This is a genomic window from Collimonas sp. GW821-FHT07E08, assembly GCF_059418905.1.
Genome location: NZ_JBWKQR010000004.1, coordinates 25,967 through 43,516, shown reverse-complemented (window position 1 = coordinate 43,516; position 17,550 = coordinate 25,967). Strand labels below are relative to the sequence as shown.

The following is a 17,550-nucleotide window of genomic DNA, read 5'->3' as shown; positions in this document are numbered from 1 at the left end:
GGCTAGGGAATGCAGTAAGAAGTCAAAAATTCGTCAAAGTTCAGTCGTGCAGAGCCTGCGCAGCGGAAAACAATCCGCGGAATTTGCGGTAGCGCTCTTGCAACATTTCCTGCTGGCCGGCCGCCGGCACGAAGCGCGCCTTGACCGGCATGCCCAGGCCCGGCAAGTCTCGGCCGCAACCATACGCCAGGAAACCCAGCTTGGCGGCGCCGATGCAGGCGCTGAGCTCGCTGCCCGACAAGGTGCGGATTTCGCGGTCGAGGATGTTCGATAGCAGCTGCGCCCAATAGTCGCTGCGGGCGCCGCCGCCGACCAGCGAACAGGTAGTTACTTCCGCGCCCGCCGACTGCACCGCGGCCATCGCATCGCGCAAGCCGAAACCGACGCCTTCCAGCACCGCATAACCGAGCATCGCCGGCGTCGTCTCATACGCAAGGTTCATGAAGCCGCCGCGCAGCAGCGGATCGTTGTGCGGGGTGCGCTCGCCAGCCAGGTAAGGCAGGAACAACGGCGTCGCCGCGGGAGCCGGCTGGTCCAGCGGCAAATGCTCTTGCACCTGTTGCAGCAAGGCCTGCTCGCTGGCCTGCCCCAGCAGCTGGGTGGCCCAGCGCAGGCAGCTGGCGCCGGCCAGCATCGCGCCCATGGTGTACCAGCGCTGCGGCAGCGCGTGGCAAAAGCTGTGCACCGCGCTGGCCGGATTGCCGGCCACATGGTCGGTAATCGCGACCATGGCGGCGCTGGTGCCGAGCGTGACGAAAGCCTGGCCGGCCTCGATCGCGCCGATGCCGACCGCCGATACTGGATTGTCGCCGCCGCCGCCGGCCACCAGCACCGGCGGCTGCAGCGCCAGCTGCGATGCCGCGGCCGCGCTCAGGTCGGCTGACGCCGCCGAACCTTCCACCAGCCGCGGCATGTGATGCAGCTCCAGCCCGGTGGCTTGCAGCATGGGTTCAAACCAGTCGCGCTTGTGCACGTCCAGCCACAGCGTGCCGGCGGCGTCGGAAACGTCGCTGATGCGCTCGCCGGTCAGGCGCAGGCGCAGGTAATCCTTGGGCGACAGCACGCAGGAAATCCGGTTGAACAGCTGCGGCTCATGCTCGCGCAGCCACAACAACTTGGGCGCGGTCAGGCCCGCCATCGGCAGGCTGCCGGTGATGCCGGCGAAAGCGGGATGCGCGCGCTGCAGCCATTGCGCCTGCGCCAGCGCGCGCGAATCGTCCCACAGGATCGCCGGGCGCAGCACATGGTCGTCCCGGTCCAGCAGCACCGCGCCATGCATCTGTCCTGACAGACCGATGCAGCGCACCCTGGCATACGCGCCCGGCTGCTGCTGCCGCAACTGATGCAGGCCCGCCAGGCAGGCTTGCCACCAGTCTTCCGGATCCTGCTCGGACCAGCCGGCCTGCGGCCGCGAGATAGCCAGGCGGGCCCCGGCATGCGCTAGCACCGTGCCGCTTTCGTCCAGCAATGCCGCTTTCAGTTCCGACGTGCCGAGATCTATCCCTAGCGAAATGGGACTACCCATAGATATCCGTTTCCAGTAAAAAGTATCAAAGACAGCCGCAGGAGTTGCGGATGCGCAGCGTCGGCGCCAGCCGCACCGTTTGTTTTTTGCCGTCCGGCGCTTCGATCCGCTTCAGCAGCAGCTTGACTGCCCGCATTCCCAGTTCCTTGACCGGCTGCGCCATCACGGTCAGGCGCGGAATGAAAAAATCGGCCCAGTCGAAATCGTCGAAACCGACCAGGGCGATCTGCTCCGGCACATCGACCTTGGCGTCGCGCAAGGCATGCATGGCGCCGATGGTCATCAGGTTGTTGGCGGCCATGATGGCGGTCGGCGGCGCTGCCAGCGTCAGCAGCTGGCGGGTGGCCCGCCTTGCCGGCTCGCTGCTGGATTCGCCGCTGACCAGCAGCGCCGGGTCGAAGTCCAGGCCGGCGGCGTCCAGCGCCGCGCGGTAGCCTTCAATCCGCTCGTCGGTCGTGGTCAGGCCCGGACTGCCGGAAATCAATGCGATGCGTTTATGGCCATGCTCGACCAGGTGGCTGACCAGCTCCTGCGAGGATTTCTTGTTTTCCACACCGACCTGGTCGAAACCTTGCGCCACCAGGCGGTCCACCAGCACCGCCGGGATCTCGTTGGCGCGCAGGTATTCCAGCGCCAGGTGCTGCGGATCGGCGGACGGCGCCAGCAGGATGCCGTCGACCCGCCGGTGGTGCAGCGCCTTGACCGCGCGCAGCTCCTGCTCCGGATCGTCGCGGGTGTCGACATACAGCATCATGATGCCGTGCCTGGCGCATTCGGTCTCGATGGCGTGCACGGTTTCGCTGAAATAATGGTTGGAAAGCGCGGAAATCGCCACGCCGATCGTGTTCGATGTCGAGCGCGCCAGCGAGCGCGCCAGGGTGTTGGGGATGTAGCCGAGCGCCTCGATCGCCGCCTCTACCGCACGCACGGTAGCCGGACTCACCTTGCGCGTACCGTTCAAGACATGCGAGACCGTCGAAGTCGATACCTTCGCGATTCTTGCGACATCATCCATCGTAGCCAATTGTTCTCCCCTTGCTTTAGGCCGGCGGCTGCCGGCAACCCGGTTCCGGCAGCCGCCTTTTCACGTCAGCGCTGGCTGGACCAGCCTTTATAGGTAGCGACATTATCATGAGTAATCAGCACCGGCGCCAGCAAAACCACCGGCTTGGCGGGACGCTTGCCGTTCAGGATGTCGTAGCCGATGGCCACCGCATCCTGGGCCTGGGCCCAAGGGTCCTGGCTGGACGATGCCTGGATCGACGTGCCCGATTTCAACGCCGCTTCGATATCCGGCGCGCCGTCGACCGAAGTGATGATGATGCCGCTGCGCTTGAGCTGCTTGGCGGCGAGGTCGCTGCCGATCGCCTGCGGATCGTTGATGGTGAACAGGCCGTCGATTTTCGGGAAACGCGTCAGGTAGCCTTGCATGGCGTTCAGGCCGCCTTCGCGCGAACCCTTGCCGTCCTGGTCGTCGGACAACAGCTTGATGCCGGGCGCGGCGGCAAACACGGCTTTGCAGCCTTTGACGCGGTCGGTGACGGCAGTCACCTGCGGCCCGTTCTGGATGATCACGTTACCCTTGCCGCCCAGCTTGTCGACCAGATATTTGCAGGCCAGCTTGCCGGCCAGTTCGTTGTCGGTCTGCACCGTGGCATCGACGCCCTTGGCGCCGACATCCACCGCCACCACCACGATCCCGGCCTTTTGCGCTTTCTTGATGGCCGGCTCGATGGCGACCGGATCGGTGGCATTGAGCAGGATCAGGTCGACCCCGGCTGAAATGAAATTGTCGATCTGCGTGAACTGCTTGCTCAGGTCATAGTCGGCCGATACTGCGGTGACCTTGACGTTGGGATTGATCTGCTGGGCCTTGGCCTTGGCGCCGTTGGCCAGCGTCACGAAATAAGGATTGCCGAGCGAACCGACGGTGATGCCGACTGCCTTCAGCTCACGCGCCTGCACCACGCCCGACATGGTCAAGGCCAGCGTCAGCGGAAGTATTGCGGCCATAGCGATTTTTTTCATCATGCTTGATCTCCTGTTGCCGGTCATATGAAAATCCAGGGACAACGACCAGCTTGTCGCACCCGGTGGTCGAGAAATCTTTTGATCAGGCTCAGGTACGCGCGCCAGACTGGCGGTAACGGTCCAGCGCCACCGCGCCGATGATCACGATGCCCTTGATGATGTATTGCCAGATGTCCGACACGCCCAGCAGCACCAGGCCGTTGGTCAGCACTGCGATGATCAGCGCACCGACCAGGGTGCCGCCGATGGAGCCGACGCCGCCGGTAAAGCTGGTGCCGCCCAGGATCACCGCCGCGATCGCATCCAGCTCGTAGGATTGCCCCAGCTGCAAGCCGTTGGCGGCGGACAGGCGCGATGCAGTCATGACCGCGCCCAGGCCGGCCAGCAAGCCCGACACCGCATACACGAACAGCAGCACCTTCCACACCTTGATGCCGGACAGGCGCGCCGCTTCATGGTTGCCGCCCACCGCGTAGATCTGCACGCCGATCACGGTACGGCGCAGGATGAACCAGGAAACCGCCACCACCAGCAAGGCGATGATCACCAGCCAGGGCACGCCCAGCACTGAATCGTTGCCGATGAAGGCAAACGGCAGTTCCGCGTTGAATACTGTCTTGTCGTCCGCCAGCAGCCGCGCCAGGCCGCGCATCGCGGTCAGCGCGCCCAGCGTGACGATGAACGGCGGCAAGCGCATGAAAGCGATCAGGACGCCGTTGGCCAGGCCCAACAGCAGGCCGAAGCCGATGCCGGCGGCGATACCCAGCATGCCGAACTGCGGCGACAGCGAAGCCAGCATCGCCACCACTGCCGACGCCGCCAGGATCGCGCCGACCGAGAGGTCGATGCCGGCGGTCAGGATGACGAAGGTCATGCCGGCCGCCAGCACGATATTCACCGACGCCTGCTGGGTGATGATCGACAGGTTCTGCACCGTGAAGAAATTTTCGCTCATCAGGGCGAAACCCAGCACCAGCAACAGCAGCACCGGCAGCATGCCGACCGTACGCAACAAATCGCGCAGCTGTTCGCGCTTGCCGATGGTCTCGGCCGTGATCTTGCTACTTGCTTCCATGATATTTGTCTCCATGCTGTTCTGATTCATGATTGCCGCCTTGCGTGCTCAAGCCGCCTGCCGGTCATGCCGCCTGCGGCTCCACCTGCTGCGCGCCGGTCGCCAGCTCGATAATGTTTTCCTGGGTGATTTCACGTCCCGAACGGCCGCCCAGTTCGGCCACCAGCTCGCCTTCGCGCATCACCAGCACCCGGTCCGAGGTGCCGACGATTTCCGGCAGCTCGCTGGAAATCACCACCACGCCGATGCCGGCCTGGGCCAGTTCGTTGATGATGCGGTAGATCTCCGACTTGGCGCCGATGTCGACCCCGCGCGTCGGTTCGTCCAGGATCAGCACATGCGGCTTGATTTCCAGCAGGCGCGCCAGCAGCACCTTCTGCTGGTTGCCGCCCGACAGCGCGCCGACATTGATGTTGGGCGAAGCCACCCGGATCGCCAGCGCCTTGATGGCGGCGCCGGCGCGCTGCGCGCCGCGGCTGCGGTCCAGCACGCCGCCATGGCTGGCGTCCGGCACGCAGGCGCAGACGTTGATGTTGTCGCGCACGCTCATGTCCAGGAACAGGCCTTGCGATTTGCGGTCTTCGGTCAGGTAAGCGACGCCGGCGCGGATCGCATCGACCGGGCCGCGCAGCGACGTCACGGCCTTGCCGGCCACTTCCAGCGTGCCGGAAATGCGCGGATCGGCGCCAAAGATCAGGCGCGCCAGCTCCGTGCGGCCGGCGCCGACCAGGCCGGCGATGCCCAGCACCTCGCCCGCGTGCAGGTCGAAACTGCAGCCGCGGACCCGTTTGCCGTCGGCCATGTCGCGCACCCGCATGACGACATTGCCGGGATCGTAGGGCGCATGTTCCTTCTTGTAGAAACCGGAAAGATCGCGCCCCACCATCATTTTCACCAGCGCTTCGGCCGACAGCTCTGCGCGCGCCAGCATGCCGACGTGCTTGCCGTCGCGCAATACCGAGACCTTGTCCGACAATTCGTAGATTTCAGCCATGCGATGGCTGATGTAGACGATCGCCAAGCCCTCTTGGCGCAGCTGGCGGATCAGTGCGAACAAACGGTCAGTCTCGCGCGAAGACAGCGGCGTCGTGGGTTCGTCCATCACCAGGATCCGCGCATGGGCATGGATCGCACGCGCAATCTCCACCAGCTGGCGTTCGGCGATCGACAGCATGCTGACCTTGGTCTGCGGTTTGAATTCCGCGCCCAGGCGCTTCAAGACGTCGACGCAGCCGGCCTCCATCGCCTTGCGGTCGACGCTCCAGCCGCGCTTCAGTTCGCGCCCGAGATAGATGTTCTCGGCCACGCTCAGGTTGGGGCACAGGCTCAGCTCCTGGTAGATGACCGCCACGCCATGTTCCTTGGCGGCGCCCGGGCCGTAGCTGGCGACGCGCCGGCCGTCGATGCGGATCTCGCCGCCGGCGTCGGCCTGGTGGGCGCCGGACAGCACTTTCATCAGGGTCGACTTGCCGGCGCCGTTCTCGCCCATCAAGGCATGGACTTCGCCGGCGTACACGGTCAGGTCGACCTCTTTCAGCACCCGCAAGCCGCTGAAGGTCTTGGAGATGCCGCGCATCTCGAGGATTGGCGTCGCGCCTGCTTCAGGTTTCATGGACAACCCCTTGTTTTGACTGATCGATCAGTTTTTTTTCAAAAGCCGTCGAATCGATAAACGGTTTGTATGACAGGACAGATATTTTCCAGAAAATCAATAGGCTGCCGCAGCCAGCAATGGCTTTAGCGTGAGCGATCGCTCAATCATTGATATCGGTTCAGATGCTGGTCGGAGGCTCGCTGCCTCGCCTGGATGCGGGATTTTCATTTGTCTCCTTGCGTCTTTTATCTTTGCCTGGGCCGCGCCGACATACTGTGCGCGACCTGATTTGCGATCAATCTTAGTGGAAAGCAAGCGCTTGCGCAAGCGCTTGCTTTTTTTGATGTTTTTGACAATGCAAACACCAATGCAAGCAATAGGGGCAAAAAATGGAGACAAAAAAACACCTCCGCAAGGGAGGTGTCAAGTACTGGTTAAAGCCGCCTCGACAAGGCGCCGGAGCCCGCGGTCAGTTGCCTGCCACGGTCATGCTTTCGATCAATACCGAGCCGGTCTGCTTGGTGCCGCGGATCAGCGAATCGGCGCCGATGGCGACGATCTGCGCCAGCATGTCTTTCATGTTGCCGGCAATCGTGATTTCCTCCACCGGGTACTGGATCACGCCCTTTTCCACCCAGTAGCCGGAAGCGCCGCGCGAATAGTCGCCGGTGACGTAGTTGACGCCCTGCCCCATCAGCTCGGTCACCAGCAGGCCGGTATCGAGCTTTTTCAGCATCGCCTTGAAGTTGTCCGAGGATTTGGTCAGCGACGAAGTCATGCTCAGGTTATGCGAACCGCCGGAATTGCCGGTGGTTTTCATGCCCAGCTTGCGCGCCGAATAGGTCGACAGGAAGTAGCCTTGCACCACGCCGTCCTTGACCACATCGCGCCTCTGCGTCTTGACGCCCTCCTCGTCAAAAGGCGCCGAACCGACCGCGCCGATCACGTGCGGGTCTTCCACGATCTGGATATGCGGCGCAAACACCGGTTTGCCCAGGGTATCCAGCAAGAAGGTCGATTTGCGGTACAGCGCGCCGCCCGATACCGCCTGCACGAAAGCCCCCAGCAGGCCGGCCGCCAGCGGCGCCTCGAACAGCACCGGGCATTTGCGGGTATCCAGCTGGCGCGCGTTCAGCCGCGCCAGCGCGCGCTCCGCGGCGTAACGGCCGATCGCTTCCGGCTTGGCCAGCTGCCGCGGATCGCGCATCGACGAGTACCAGTCGTCGCGCTGCATGTTGCCGCCCTTGCCGGCGATAGGCGCCACCGAAATGGTGTGCCGCGAAAACGGGTAACCGCCCATGAAACCGCGCGAATTGGCGCTGACGAAGTGCGATTGCTGGGCGTAGACGCCGGCGCCTTCGCTGTTGGTGATGCGCTTGTCGACGGCAAATGCTGCCGCTTCGCAACGTTTTGCCAGTTCGACAGCTTCTTCCGCCGAAATCAGCCACGGCGAGCACAGCTTCAGGTCCAGCGGATTCATTTCCAAAGTATCAACATCGGGCAAGCCGGCGCAATCGTCCTCAGCGGTAAAGCGGGCGATGTTGTAGGCCGCTTCCACCGTGTCTTGCAGGGCCTTGGCCGAAAAATCGGAGGTGCTGGCATTGCCGCGCCGGGTATGGCCTTCCTCGCCCAGGTAGACGGTGACGCCCATGCCCTTGTCCTTGTTTTGCTCGATCGTTTCGACGCTGCCCTTGCGCACGCCCACCGACAAGCCGCTGCCTTCGCTGATTTCGACGGCGGCGCCGGAAGCGCCTTTTTCCCGCGCATAACGCAAGACATCCTGCGCCAACTGTTGCAATTGCTCTTGACTATGGATAAATACGGAGTCGCTCATGGGTCGGTTTTCTTTGGAAAAGGTATAAAACGGTTATCATAGCAGTCGTCTACAGTATGGAAGTACCCTTAACATCATGCCAAATCCCAACCGGGGCTCCTGCGGCTTTCAGTCCAGCGAGTTCGAACAAGAATACGACCGTCCCTCCAAGTCCCAGCTCAAGCGCGAGATGACTGCCCTGCAGAAGCTCGGCGAAGAGCTGATCGCCGAGTCGCGCGACCGCGTCAAGCGGGTGCCGATGCCGGAAGATGTGCGCGACGCCATCCTCGAATGCCAGCAGATCAAGGACCACGAAGGACGCCGCCGCCAGACCCAGTACGTAGGCAAGAAAATGCGTACGCTGGAGCCGCACGAAATCGCCGAAATCCAGAAAACCCTGGACAGCTGGAGAGGCCTGTCGAAAGCCGACACCGCCGCCATGCACGCGCTGGAGCGCCATCGCGACCGCCTGCTGAAGGACGACGGCGCGCTGACCGAACTGCTGGCGCAGCATCCTGAGCTGGACGTGCAGCACATCCGCACCCTGATCCGCAACGGCCGCAAGGAACAGGCTGAGAACAAGCCGCCCAAGGCTTACCGCGAAATCTTCCAGCTGCTGAAACAGCTGCAGAAACCCGGCGCCGGAGCGGACGACGGGGAACAGGACGACGAAGACCAACAAGATGAGCACAACTAGTCCTGGGCCAAGCCTGAAGATCGGCCTGGTGTCGATTTCCGATCGCGCCAGCACCGGCGTCTACCAGGACCAGGGCATCCCTGCCCTGCAAGACTGGCTGGCGGCTGCGCTCAGCACTCCCTGGCAAGCCGAAACCCGCCTGATCGCCGACGAACGCGCACTGATCGAACAAACCCTGGTCGAGCTGGTGGACCAGCAGCGTTGCGACCTGGTGCTGACTACCGGCGGCACCGGCCCGGCGCGGCGCGACGTGACGCCGGAAGCGACCCTGGCTGTCGCCACCAAGGAAATGCCCGGCTTCGGCGAGCAGATGCGGCAGATCAGCCTGCAGTTCGTGCCTACCGCGATCCTGTCGCGGCAAGTCGCGGTGATCCGCGAAAGCGCCGACCATGCGGCATTGATCCTGAACCTGCCCGGCCAGCCGAAGGCGATCAAGGAAACCCTGGAGGGCTTGAAAGACGCTGACGGCAAACAAAAGGTATCCGGCATTTTCGCCGCCGTGCCCTACTGCATCGACCTGATCGGCGGTCCGTACATCGAGACCAACGAGGCGCTGTGCAAGGCATTTCGGCCCAAATCCGCAATTCGCCCGACAGTTGCGGCAAACCCGCTACCGTGATTTCTAAGGCTGGCAAGCCGCAGCATCTTCGCAAACGCTCATTCGCATAATCGATTTGATATATTTCTCGGCGTTTTCCGGTGTAATCCGCCAGGCATAATCTTTCAGATCAGTATCGCTGGCGGGACGCCAGCCATACTGGATAGTGAAAAAATTAGCCTTCGCTTCGACAACGGCAACGATACTGCCTTCGCCGTATGGGGCTGCGCTGCCATATTTGCCGCAAAAACCGCCGCTTACCGAAAAATATAAATCATTGTATGTATTGTCGCGGTGACTCATGGCTTCAAACTTTCCTTGGCATCCTTGCTTTGCATCTTGCTGCAACTGTGCCACCACCAACGCCGGCAAATGCAGTTTTTTGGCCTTGATCTGATCCATGATATTTTCAGAAGGTAAGGATTTACGGCGTATCGAAAGATAACCGGTCCGCCAGGACGCCAGATTTTCGCCATCAGGAAGGTATTCAATCACATAATCGCCGTCCGGTGTCCCTTCCATATATGCGATTTTCCAGCCCTGAGGCGGCTGGTATTGCAGACGCTCTCCCTGAATTGCAAAAACTTTGACCTCAGCTTCTTCTGCGAGAGCCTGGCCCGTAAGGAGTATATAAAGGACCGCCACCATCAATGATTTCATCTTGCCTCTCAAGCTATAGCAGTCGGTGAAACTCTGGTTGGAAATATTGCTCCCCAGGAGCCTGGCAACTATAACCCGCAAAAAACACGATTGAATCGAAAATCTGGATTCCTCGACTCTTGATTCAACGCTGAACGTAAATTCGTAGCGGAGAACCTTTCCAAATAGCTTCGAATGCGCGTATCCGGTATATTGTTGCTCCTATCGGCAGGGGCACGCTCCGCCATCTTTAAGCAAGCTTCGATGTCCTCCAACCATTTTTCAGCGAACAGCATCATGTTGCCAACCGCCGTCGCCAAATCTCGCATTATCACAGCCTTGCTCCTGCCGATACTGACATTGGCGCTTAACCCACCTTTATTGGCGCAAACCCAGGCCCTGCGCCTGATCAACGAATATCCGGCGACCTCCGTCACCGCCGCGGCCGACTTGCAGTTTGCGGCCAGCGTCAAGCAGCTGGCCGGCGGCACGCTCGCCATCGATACCCTGCAGGAAACCCAGAACCCGTTCAAGGGCAGCGCCCAGGTCGGCGCCGTCAGCGATGGCAAGGTCGAAATGGCCACGCTGTTTGCCGGCATCGTCGGCGCCAGCGATCCGTTCTTCCTCCTGTCCTCGCTGCCATTCACGGTCAGCAGCTTCGACCAGGCCAGGGCGCTCGCCAGCTGCGCCCAGCCGGCAGCCGAGCAGCACCTGCGCAAGCTCAACGCACACCTGCTGTACGTCACGCCGTGGCCGCCGTCGGGCATCTGGTCGGCCACGCCGCTGACCGACCTGGTGGCCTTGCGGGCGCTGCGGATCCGCACCTACGATGAAAACAGCCGGGCTGTATTTGAACAGGTCGGCGCGCAAAGCGTGAACCTGCCGTTTTCCGCGGTCCCGGCCAAGCTGGCCGCCGGTGAGCTGAATGCGGTGCTGTCGTCGGGCGACGGCGGCGCCGGCAACCGCTTGTGGGACCAGCTGGGCAATTTCAGCGCGATCAGCTACTCGATCCCGCTGAGCTACACCGTCATCAACCAGGACGTCTGGCAGCAGCTGAAACCGGAACAGCAGGCGATACTGACAGAAGCGGCCCAGCGCACCGCCGCCGGCTCCTGGAGCAGCGTCAAGGATCGCATCGCCGGCAACTACAGCCGCATGCGCGACCATAAAATGACGCTGGACCTTGCGCCGGCCCAGGAGATACAAGACAGCCTACGCAATGCCGCAAAAAACCAGGTCTCGGCCTGGCAGCAAAAAGCTAACGCCGCCGATATCGTCGGACTGTGCCTGAAGGGAAAAACAGACAATGAATGAGCCTCGCTCCCGCGCTTCGCGCCGTGATTTCATGCGGCTCGCGCTGGCCGCGGGCAGTGCCGCCGCCTTGCCCTGGCTACCGGCGGTGCAAGCGCAGACGACTGCCTCCAACAAGGGCACGCAACTGATCCTGCTGGGCACCAAGGGCGGACCGACGCCGTCGGCCTTGCGCGCGGCGCCGGCCAATGTGCTGCTGGTAGACGGGCAGCCATATGTCGTCGACTGCGGCAATGGCGTCGCCCTGCAATTGACCAAGGCCGGCATCAAGCTGCCGCAGATACGCGACATTTTCCTGACCCACCAGCATTCCGACCACAACGCCGACCTCGGCAACCTGGTGTTCCTGGCCTGGGCCACCGGCCTGGCAAGGCCTGTGCATCTGTACGGGCCGCCGGGAATGCGCCAGATGATGAATGATTTTGTCCACATGAACGCCATCGACATCGCCACCCGCATGCACGAAGAAGGCCGGCCGCCATTGCGCCCCTTGATCAACACCCACGAATTCGACGGCCCACGCGTGGTCATGGAAAACGACCAGGTCAAGGTGACCGCCGCGCTGGTCGACCACTACACGCTCAAGCCCGCCTTCGCCTATCGTTTCGACACCAAGGACCGCTCAGTCGTGTTCTCCGGCGATACCGCCTACAGCGAGAACCTGATCAAGCTGGCCAAGGGCGCCGACGTGCTGGTGCATGAAGTGATGTACCTGCCGGCGCTGGAGAAGCTGATGAAAACCGTCGACAACGCGCCGACCCTGCTCGACCACCTGGTCAAGAGCCATACCAGCACCGTCCAGGTCGGCCAGGTAGCGGCGCGCGCCGGCGTCAAGACGCTGGTGCTGAGCCATTTCGTGCCCGGTGGCGACCCGGCCATCAGCGACGACATGTGGTCGGCCGAGGCACGCAAGCAATTCAGCGGTGAAATCATTGTCGGCCAAGACCTGATGGTGATCTGACGCCATCGCTTCCCCAATTTCCAACCATCTTTCTATCCGGACCACCCCATGCCAAGCACCCTCGAAACCCTGGAAATCGCTACTTCTGAAACGCCAACCGCGGCGGTCATCTGGATGCACGGCCTCGGCGCCGACGGCTCCGACTTCGTTCCTATCGTGAAAGAACTGGACCTGGACGGCTGCCCCGGCATCCGCTTCGTGTTCCCGAGCGCGCCGGCCATCCCGGTGACCATCAACAACGGCTACGTGATGCCGGCCTGGTACGACATCCTGACCACCGACCTGATCCGGCGCGAAGATGAAGCCGGCCTGCGCAAATCGCAAATCGAAATCGAAGCCTTGATCGCGCAACAGATCGCGCTCGGCATCGCTGCCGACAAGATCGTGATCGCCGGCTTCTCGCAAGGCTGCGCGATGGCGCTGCAGACCGGTTTGCGTTATCCGCACAAACTGGCCGGCCTGATGTGCCTGTCCGGCTACCTGCCGCTGAGCGACAAGACCGCCGCCGAACGCCATGCCGCCAACCAGCACACGCCGATTTTCCAGGCCCATGGCCGCGGCGATCCGGTAGTGCTGATCGACCGCGCGGAAAAATCGCGCGACTTGCTGGCACAGCTGGGTTACCAGGTCGAATGGCATGAATACATGATGCCGCATTCGGTGTGCGCGGAAGAAGTTGCCGACATCGGCAACTGGCTGCGCCGCGTGCTGGCCTGAACCCGGCGCCTGGCCAATCCATGAGAAAAGCCGAGGGGCTAGCTCGCTGTGCGGGCTAGCCCCTCGGCTTTTTCCATGGAGGGAAAATATCAGGCCACTTGCGGCGTGTATCCCGCATCGCGGATTGCTTCGGCCAGTTCGGCTGCGCTCGCCTTGCTGTCAACCAACACCGTCCGCCCTTCTATCTTGATCTCCACCTTGGCGTCTGCATCGACGCCGTTGATGGCTTTGGTGATGCGGCCGGCGCAGTGGCCGCAGGTCATGTCCTGCACATTGAATTCGATCATTTCCGTTTGCTCCGTTGGTTACCTGATTCAACTATAAACCTTCCCATCGTAGCAAGGTCAAGCACCAGCCGACAATAAATGACCGAGATCCCCGGCAGCCGCCGCAAACCGCTTAGTTCAAGCCGTTCTTGCCTTCGATTTCACTGGCTTTCAAGCCGCCCAGCCGCGCATGCAGGCGGCCGCGGGTCGCCACGGCGAACGCCACCACGACTTCATCGGCGTTCGGCGCATCGAAGAACTGGGTGGTGACGGTGTCGTAATGCGACGGCACGTACAAAGCATGCTTGTGCGCCAGCGGGATATCGAGCTCGGCGCCCGGCACGCCGCGCTTGCCGGAAGACGGGATCCAGGCCTTGCCGCCGCCGATGGCTGCGCGGATCGGCATCACCATGGCCGGCGTCAGGAAGGCGTTGCCGTGCTCGTATTCGCCGCCGATGCCGACGATGCACGCCTTGCCGTAGCTTTCCACCTGGTCCTGGCCCAGCGCGGCGACGATGCGGCGGCCGAACTCATGGCCCAGCGCCGGCGAATCGGCCAGGATCAGCTCCAGGCTGTCGCTGAAACGGCCGGCATAGGGATTGTGGATGGCGGCGGCGATCACGATCTTGCGCAGCGGGCTGCCGTCGGCCAGCACGCCGCTTTCGTTGGCCAGGGTGTCGTCGATCTGGGTGTACCACTTGCGGATATGGTAATTCTCGAAATTGGCTGGTTTGGTCATGGTGCTTTCCTGGCAAGTTGTTGAAGAAAATCGAGCGGACAGGAATCCTAGCTTGCCGCAGCCCCTTGCCGCATAGCGCATTGCGTATATGCGGTAGAGCTTTTGGCAGCGCAAAAGACAGGCTGTTAAAATTGTGCTTGACCTTCCCATCATGGGAAGGTGGATCATGCAGTCATCGCCACCATGCAAACCGAGCCCGCCATGAGCAGCACCAGCGCAGTCCCAGCGACAGAATTCCAGTTACCGATAGACGGCATGAGCTGCGCGTCGTGCGTGTCCCATGTCGAAAAGGCGCTGCGCAAGGTGGCCGGCGTGCGCGAGGTCAGCGTCAACCTGGCGACTGAACTGGCCACCGTGCAGGCCGACGGTTCAAGCACCATCGGTCCCTTGGTGGCCGCGGTGGAAAAAGCCGGCTACCAGGTCAGGCAGCAGGAAATCACGCTGGATATCGAAGGCATGAACTGCGCTTCCTGCGTCGGCAGGGTCGAGAAAGCCTTGCTCAAGGTGGCCGGCGTGCAGACCGTGGCGGTCAACCTGGCCAGCGAAAAAGCCACCTTGGGCACCGCCGGCGTAGTGCCGGTCGACAAACTGATCGCGGCGGTCAAGGCGGCGGGCTATGAAGCTTCGCTGCCCAAATCGACGCCAGAAGCATCGGCCGCCAAGAGCGTATTGCCGAGCTGGTGGCCAGTCGCCGTTGCGGCATTGTTTACCCTGCCGCTGGTGCTGCCGATGCTGCTGATGCCGTTCGGCGCCGGCTGGGCCCTGCCCGGCTGGTGGCAGCTGGCGCTGGCGACGCCGGTGCAGTTCTGGCTCGGCGCCCGTTTCTACCGGGCCGGCTGGCGCGCGCTCAAGGCCGGCAGCGGCAACATGGACCTGCTGGTGGCGCTCGGCACCAGCGCCGCCTACGGCTTGTCGCTGTACCTGTTGCTGGCGGCCGGGCACGGCGCCATGGCGCACCTGTATTTTGAAGCGTCGGCGGCGGTCATCACCCTGGTGCTGCTCGGCAAATGGCTGGAAACCCGCGCCAAGCGCCAGACTGCCGACGCCATCCGGGCGCTCAATGCATTGCGGCCGGAACGCGCCACTGTGCGGCGCGACGGCTTCGACCGCGACATTGCCATCGCTGCCCTGCAACTCGGCGATGTCGTGGTGGTGCGCGCCGGCGAACGCATCGCCGTCGACGGCGTAGTCCTGGAAGGCAGCAGCCAGGTCGACGAATCCCTACTGACCGGCGAGAGCCTGCCGGTGGAAAAACAGCAGCACGACCGGGTGACCGCGGGCGCCATCAACGGCGCCGGCTTGCTGCTGGTAAACACCACTGCGATCGGCGCCGAAACCACGCTGGCGCGCATCATCCGCATGGTGGAACACGCGCAGGCCGCCAAGGCGCCGATCCAGCGCCTGGTCGACCAGGTCAGCGCGGTGTTCGTGCCGGTGGTGCTGCTGATCGCCGCCCTCACCTTGCTGGGCTGGGGCCTGGGCAGCGGCGACTGGCAGCAAGCCTTGCTCAACGCGGTAGCCGTGCTGGTGATCGCCTGCCCTTGCGCGCTGGGGCTGGCGACGCCGACCGCGATCATGGCCGGCACCGGCATCGCAGCCCGCTTCGGGATCCTGATCAAGGATGCCGAAGCGCTGGAAATCGCCCATCGCATCAGCGTGGTGGCTTTTGATAAGACAGGAACCCTGACGATCGGCCATCCGGCGCTGCTGGCCTTGCTGCCGAGCGCGCCGGATGCAAGCGATGATTTGCTGGCGCTGGCCGCGGCGGTGCAACGCGGCAGCGAACATCCGCTGGCGCGCGCCGTGATCGCCGCCGCCGAGCAAAAAGGGTTGCCGGCCGTGCTCAGCGCCAGCAAGGTGCAGGCCGTCGCCGGGCGCGGGATACAAGCCAGCGTCGGCGCCCGCCAGTGCTACCTGGGCAGTTCGCGCTGGATGCAGGAACTGGGCGTCGACCTCGCCCCTCTGGCGAGCCAGGCCGCGCAGCTGGAAGCCGAGGGCCGCACCGTATCCTGGCTCGCCGCAGGAACCGATGGATCGCCCGCGCTGGCCGGCCTGCTGGCTTTTGGCGATGAAATCAAGCCAACCGCCAAGGCCGCGGTCCGGCAGCTGCAGCACCTGTCGCTGCGGGTCGCCATGGTGAGCGGCGATAACCACGGCAGCGCCAATAGCGTCGGCCGCCAGCTGGGCATCAGCGAAATCCACGCGGAAATCCTGCCGGCCGAGAAAGCCAGGGTGATCACCGACCTCAAGGCCGGCGGCGCCGTGGTCGCCATGGTCGGCGACGGCATCAACGATGCGCCGGCGCTGGCCGCCGCCGATGTCGGCATCGCCATGTCGACCGGCACCGACGTCGCCATGCAGGCCGCCGGCATCACGCTGATGCGCGGCGACCCGGGCCTGGTGGCGGACGCGATCGACATCTCGCGCCGCACCTACAGCAAGATCCGCCAGAACCTGTTCTGGGCCTTTATCTACAACCTGGTCGGCATTCCGCTGGCAGCCCTGGGCTACCTCAACCCGGTGCTGGCCGGCGCCGCAATGGCGTTCAGCAGCGTCAGCGTGGTCAGCAACGCATTGCTGCTGCGCCGCTGGCGCCCTGCTTCTGCAAAGGAAACCACACATGTCGACTAACGCCATGAATATCGGCGATGCCGCGCAAGCCTCGGGCGTCTCGGCCAAGATGATCCGGCACTACGAAGAAACCGGCCTGATCCCGAAAGCCAGCCGCAGCGACGGCGGCTACCGTACTTATGCCGAGCGCGATATCCATCTGCTGCGGTTCATCCGCCAGGGCCGCCTGCTGGGATTCTCGATGAAGCAGATCGCCGAACTGATCGGCCTCTGGCTGGACCAGTCGCGTCCCAGCAGCAAGGTCAAGCAGCTGGCGCTGACGCATATTGCCGAACTGGACGACAAGATCAAGGAACTGCAAGCCATGAAAGCGACGCTGGAGCAGCTGGCCTGCCATTGCCACGGCGACGACCGCCCGGATTGCCCTATCCTTGAAGGCCTTGCCCGGCAATGACATCCCTTGCATTGTTAGCCTTTTATTTCTGACTTATACTGGCGTCCATGTCCCGTTTCCTCAAGATCGCAATCCTCTGGCTCCTGGCCTTTGCTCTGCCCATGCAAGGCTTTGCATCGTCCGCCATGCTCGATTGCGGCACGGGACATCAGCCGGCCAGCCGGCACGACATGCATCAGGTGCAGGGACAGCAACACCATCATCATGACCAGCTTGCGGCAAGCCAGCATCATGCTGCCGATGCTTCCCAGGCATCAAGCAGCGATTCGCCTGCAGGTGATTCCCATCACCACGACGGTGCCGGCAAATGCAGCGCCTGCGCATCCTGCTGCCTGAGCAGCGCCATCAGCGCTCCTCCTGCGCTCGATCCGGTGGCGCCGCTGCCGGCCGGGCTGGAAACAGGCGCGCAGCCAGACCAGCAATTCACCGCGTACTTCCCGGAAGGCCTCGAACGGCCTCCGCATTCCCTCGCCATCTGATCCAGGATTGAAGCACCGGTCCCGGGCCATCGCCGCCTGCAGCCGTAACGCCTGAATCCTGCCGCCGCTTGCGGCGTGCG

General features: G+C 63.1%; 18 protein-coding genes. 8 read left to right on the top strand and 10 right to left on the bottom strand.

Features of this window, described 5'->3' with window-relative positions; translation table 11 throughout:
* Positions 1-40 precede the first annotated feature (40 nt).
* The 7 genes from xylB to pmbA form a co-directional block, all read right to left on the bottom strand.
* Positions 41-1,513, bottom strand: coding sequence for a xylulokinase (gene xylB, locus AC07RZ_RS06235; protein ID WP_494667501.1), 1,473 nt, complete (start codon positions 1,511-1,513; stop codon positions 41-43).
* Positions 1,514-1,550: 37 nt separating this feature from the next.
* Positions 1,551-2,540 (bottom strand): LacI family DNA-binding transcriptional regulator, encoded by a 990-nt coding sequence (locus AC07RZ_RS06230; RefSeq protein ID WP_494667500.1) that lies wholly within the window; start codon positions 2,538-2,540, stop codon positions 1,551-1,553.
* Between the two features lie 74 nt (positions 2,541-2,614).
* A complete protein-coding gene (locus AC07RZ_RS06225; protein ID WP_342830373.1) occupies positions 2,615-3,502 on the bottom strand; it encodes an ABC transporter substrate-binding protein in 888 nt (295 codons plus the stop codon).
* Positions 3,503-3,644: 142 nt separating this feature from the next.
* Entirely contained in the window at positions 3,645-4,631 is a 987-nt protein-coding gene (locus tag AC07RZ_RS06220) for an ABC transporter permease subunit (RefSeq protein ID WP_342830355.1), read from the bottom strand.
* A gap of 64 nt (positions 4,632-4,695) precedes the next feature.
* Positions 4,696-6,243 (bottom strand): sugar ABC transporter ATP-binding protein, encoded by a 1,548-nt coding sequence (locus AC07RZ_RS06215; RefSeq protein WP_494667305.1) that lies wholly within the window; start codon positions 6,241-6,243, stop codon positions 4,696-4,698.
* Positions 6,244-6,339: 96 nt separating this feature from the next.
* Positions 6,340-6,624, bottom strand: coding sequence for a hypothetical protein (locus AC07RZ_RS06210; protein ID WP_494667304.1), 285 nt, complete (start codon positions 6,622-6,624; stop codon positions 6,340-6,342).
* Between the two features lie 70 nt (positions 6,625-6,694).
* Positions 6,695-8,059, bottom strand: a complete 1,365-nt coding sequence (pmbA, locus tag AC07RZ_RS06205; RefSeq protein ID WP_144738621.1) for a metalloprotease PmbA — start codon at positions 8,057-8,059, stop codon at positions 6,695-6,697.
* A gap of 76 nt (positions 8,060-8,135) precedes the next feature.
* Here pmbA and yjgA point away from each other — a divergent pair, with 76 nt between their 5' ends.
* On the top strand, positions 8,136-8,735 hold the full coding sequence (gene yjgA, locus AC07RZ_RS06200; protein ID WP_144738622.1) for a ribosome biogenesis factor YjgA: 600 nt from the start codon (positions 8,136-8,138) through the stop codon (positions 8,733-8,735).
* Positions 8,722-9,354 carry a molybdopterin adenylyltransferase gene (gene mog / locus AC07RZ_RS06195; protein ID WP_494667303.1) on the top strand — a complete coding sequence of 211 codons (633 nt, stop codon included), beginning with the start codon at positions 8,722-8,724 and terminating at the stop codon, positions 9,352-9,354. The genes yjgA and mog overlap by 14 nt, the downstream gene beginning before the upstream one ends.
* 3 nt (positions 9,355-9,357) lie before the next feature.
* On the opposite strand, the gene AC07RZ_RS06190 is transcribed toward mog, so the two are convergent.
* Positions 9,358-9,993, bottom strand: coding sequence for a hypothetical protein (locus AC07RZ_RS06190; RefSeq protein ID WP_494667302.1), 636 nt, complete (start codon positions 9,991-9,993; stop codon positions 9,358-9,360).
* Between the two features lie 276 nt (positions 9,994-10,269).
* On the opposite strand from AC07RZ_RS06190, the gene AC07RZ_RS06185 reads away from it, so the two are divergent.
* Genes AC07RZ_RS06185 through AC07RZ_RS06175 form a run of 3 tightly spaced genes read left to right on the top strand, consistent with a single transcriptional unit; the run spans position 10,270 to position 12,961 of the window.
* Positions 10,270-11,286 (top strand): TRAP transporter substrate-binding protein, encoded by a 1,017-nt coding sequence (locus tag AC07RZ_RS06185; protein ID WP_494667301.1) that lies wholly within the window; start codon positions 10,270-10,272, stop codon positions 11,284-11,286.
* Positions 11,279-12,244, top strand: coding sequence for an MBL fold metallo-hydrolase (locus AC07RZ_RS06180; protein ID WP_494667300.1), 966 nt, complete (start codon positions 11,279-11,281; stop codon positions 12,242-12,244). Before AC07RZ_RS06185 ends, AC07RZ_RS06180 begins: the two co-directional genes overlap by 8 nt.
* Positions 12,245-12,292: 48 nt before the next feature.
* Positions 12,293-12,961, top strand: coding sequence for an alpha/beta hydrolase (locus tag AC07RZ_RS06175; protein ID WP_494667299.1), 669 nt, complete (start codon positions 12,293-12,295; stop codon positions 12,959-12,961).
* An 89-nt stretch (positions 12,962-13,050) separates the two neighbouring features.
* Here AC07RZ_RS06175 and AC07RZ_RS06170 read toward each other — a convergent pair whose 3' ends face one another.
* Together AC07RZ_RS06170 and AC07RZ_RS06165 are read right to left on the bottom strand one after the other, a co-directional pair.
* On the bottom strand, positions 13,051-13,248 hold the full coding sequence (locus tag AC07RZ_RS06170) for a heavy-metal-associated domain-containing protein (RefSeq protein WP_494667298.1): 198 nt from the start codon (positions 13,246-13,248) through the stop codon (positions 13,051-13,053).
* A gap of 112 nt (positions 13,249-13,360) precedes the next feature.
* Positions 13,361-13,966 carry an amino acid synthesis family protein gene (locus AC07RZ_RS06165; RefSeq protein WP_494667297.1) on the bottom strand — a complete coding sequence of 202 codons (606 nt, stop codon included), beginning with the start codon at positions 13,964-13,966 and terminating at the stop codon, positions 13,361-13,363.
* A gap of 201 nt (positions 13,967-14,167) precedes the next feature.
* Here AC07RZ_RS06165 and AC07RZ_RS06160 point away from each other — a divergent pair, with 201 nt between their 5' ends.
* From AC07RZ_RS06160 to AC07RZ_RS06150, 3 genes are read left to right on the top strand one after another with little or no spacing between them, the layout of a single operon-like run.
* Positions 14,168-16,597: a heavy metal translocating P-type ATPase gene (locus AC07RZ_RS06160; protein WP_494667296.1), complete on the top strand. Its 2,430-nt coding sequence runs from the start codon at positions 14,168-14,170 to the stop codon at positions 16,595-16,597.
* 4 nt (positions 16,598-16,601) lie between these two features.
* Positions 16,602-16,991 (top strand): Cu(I)-responsive transcriptional regulator, encoded by a 390-nt coding sequence (cueR, locus tag AC07RZ_RS06155; RefSeq protein ID WP_494667499.1) that lies wholly within the window; start codon positions 16,602-16,604, stop codon positions 16,989-16,991.
* 47 nt (positions 16,992-17,038) lie between these two features.
* Entirely contained in the window at positions 17,039-17,470 is a 432-nt protein-coding gene (locus AC07RZ_RS06150; RefSeq protein WP_494667295.1) for a hypothetical protein, read from the top strand.
* Positions 17,471-17,550: the final 80 nt, after the last annotated feature.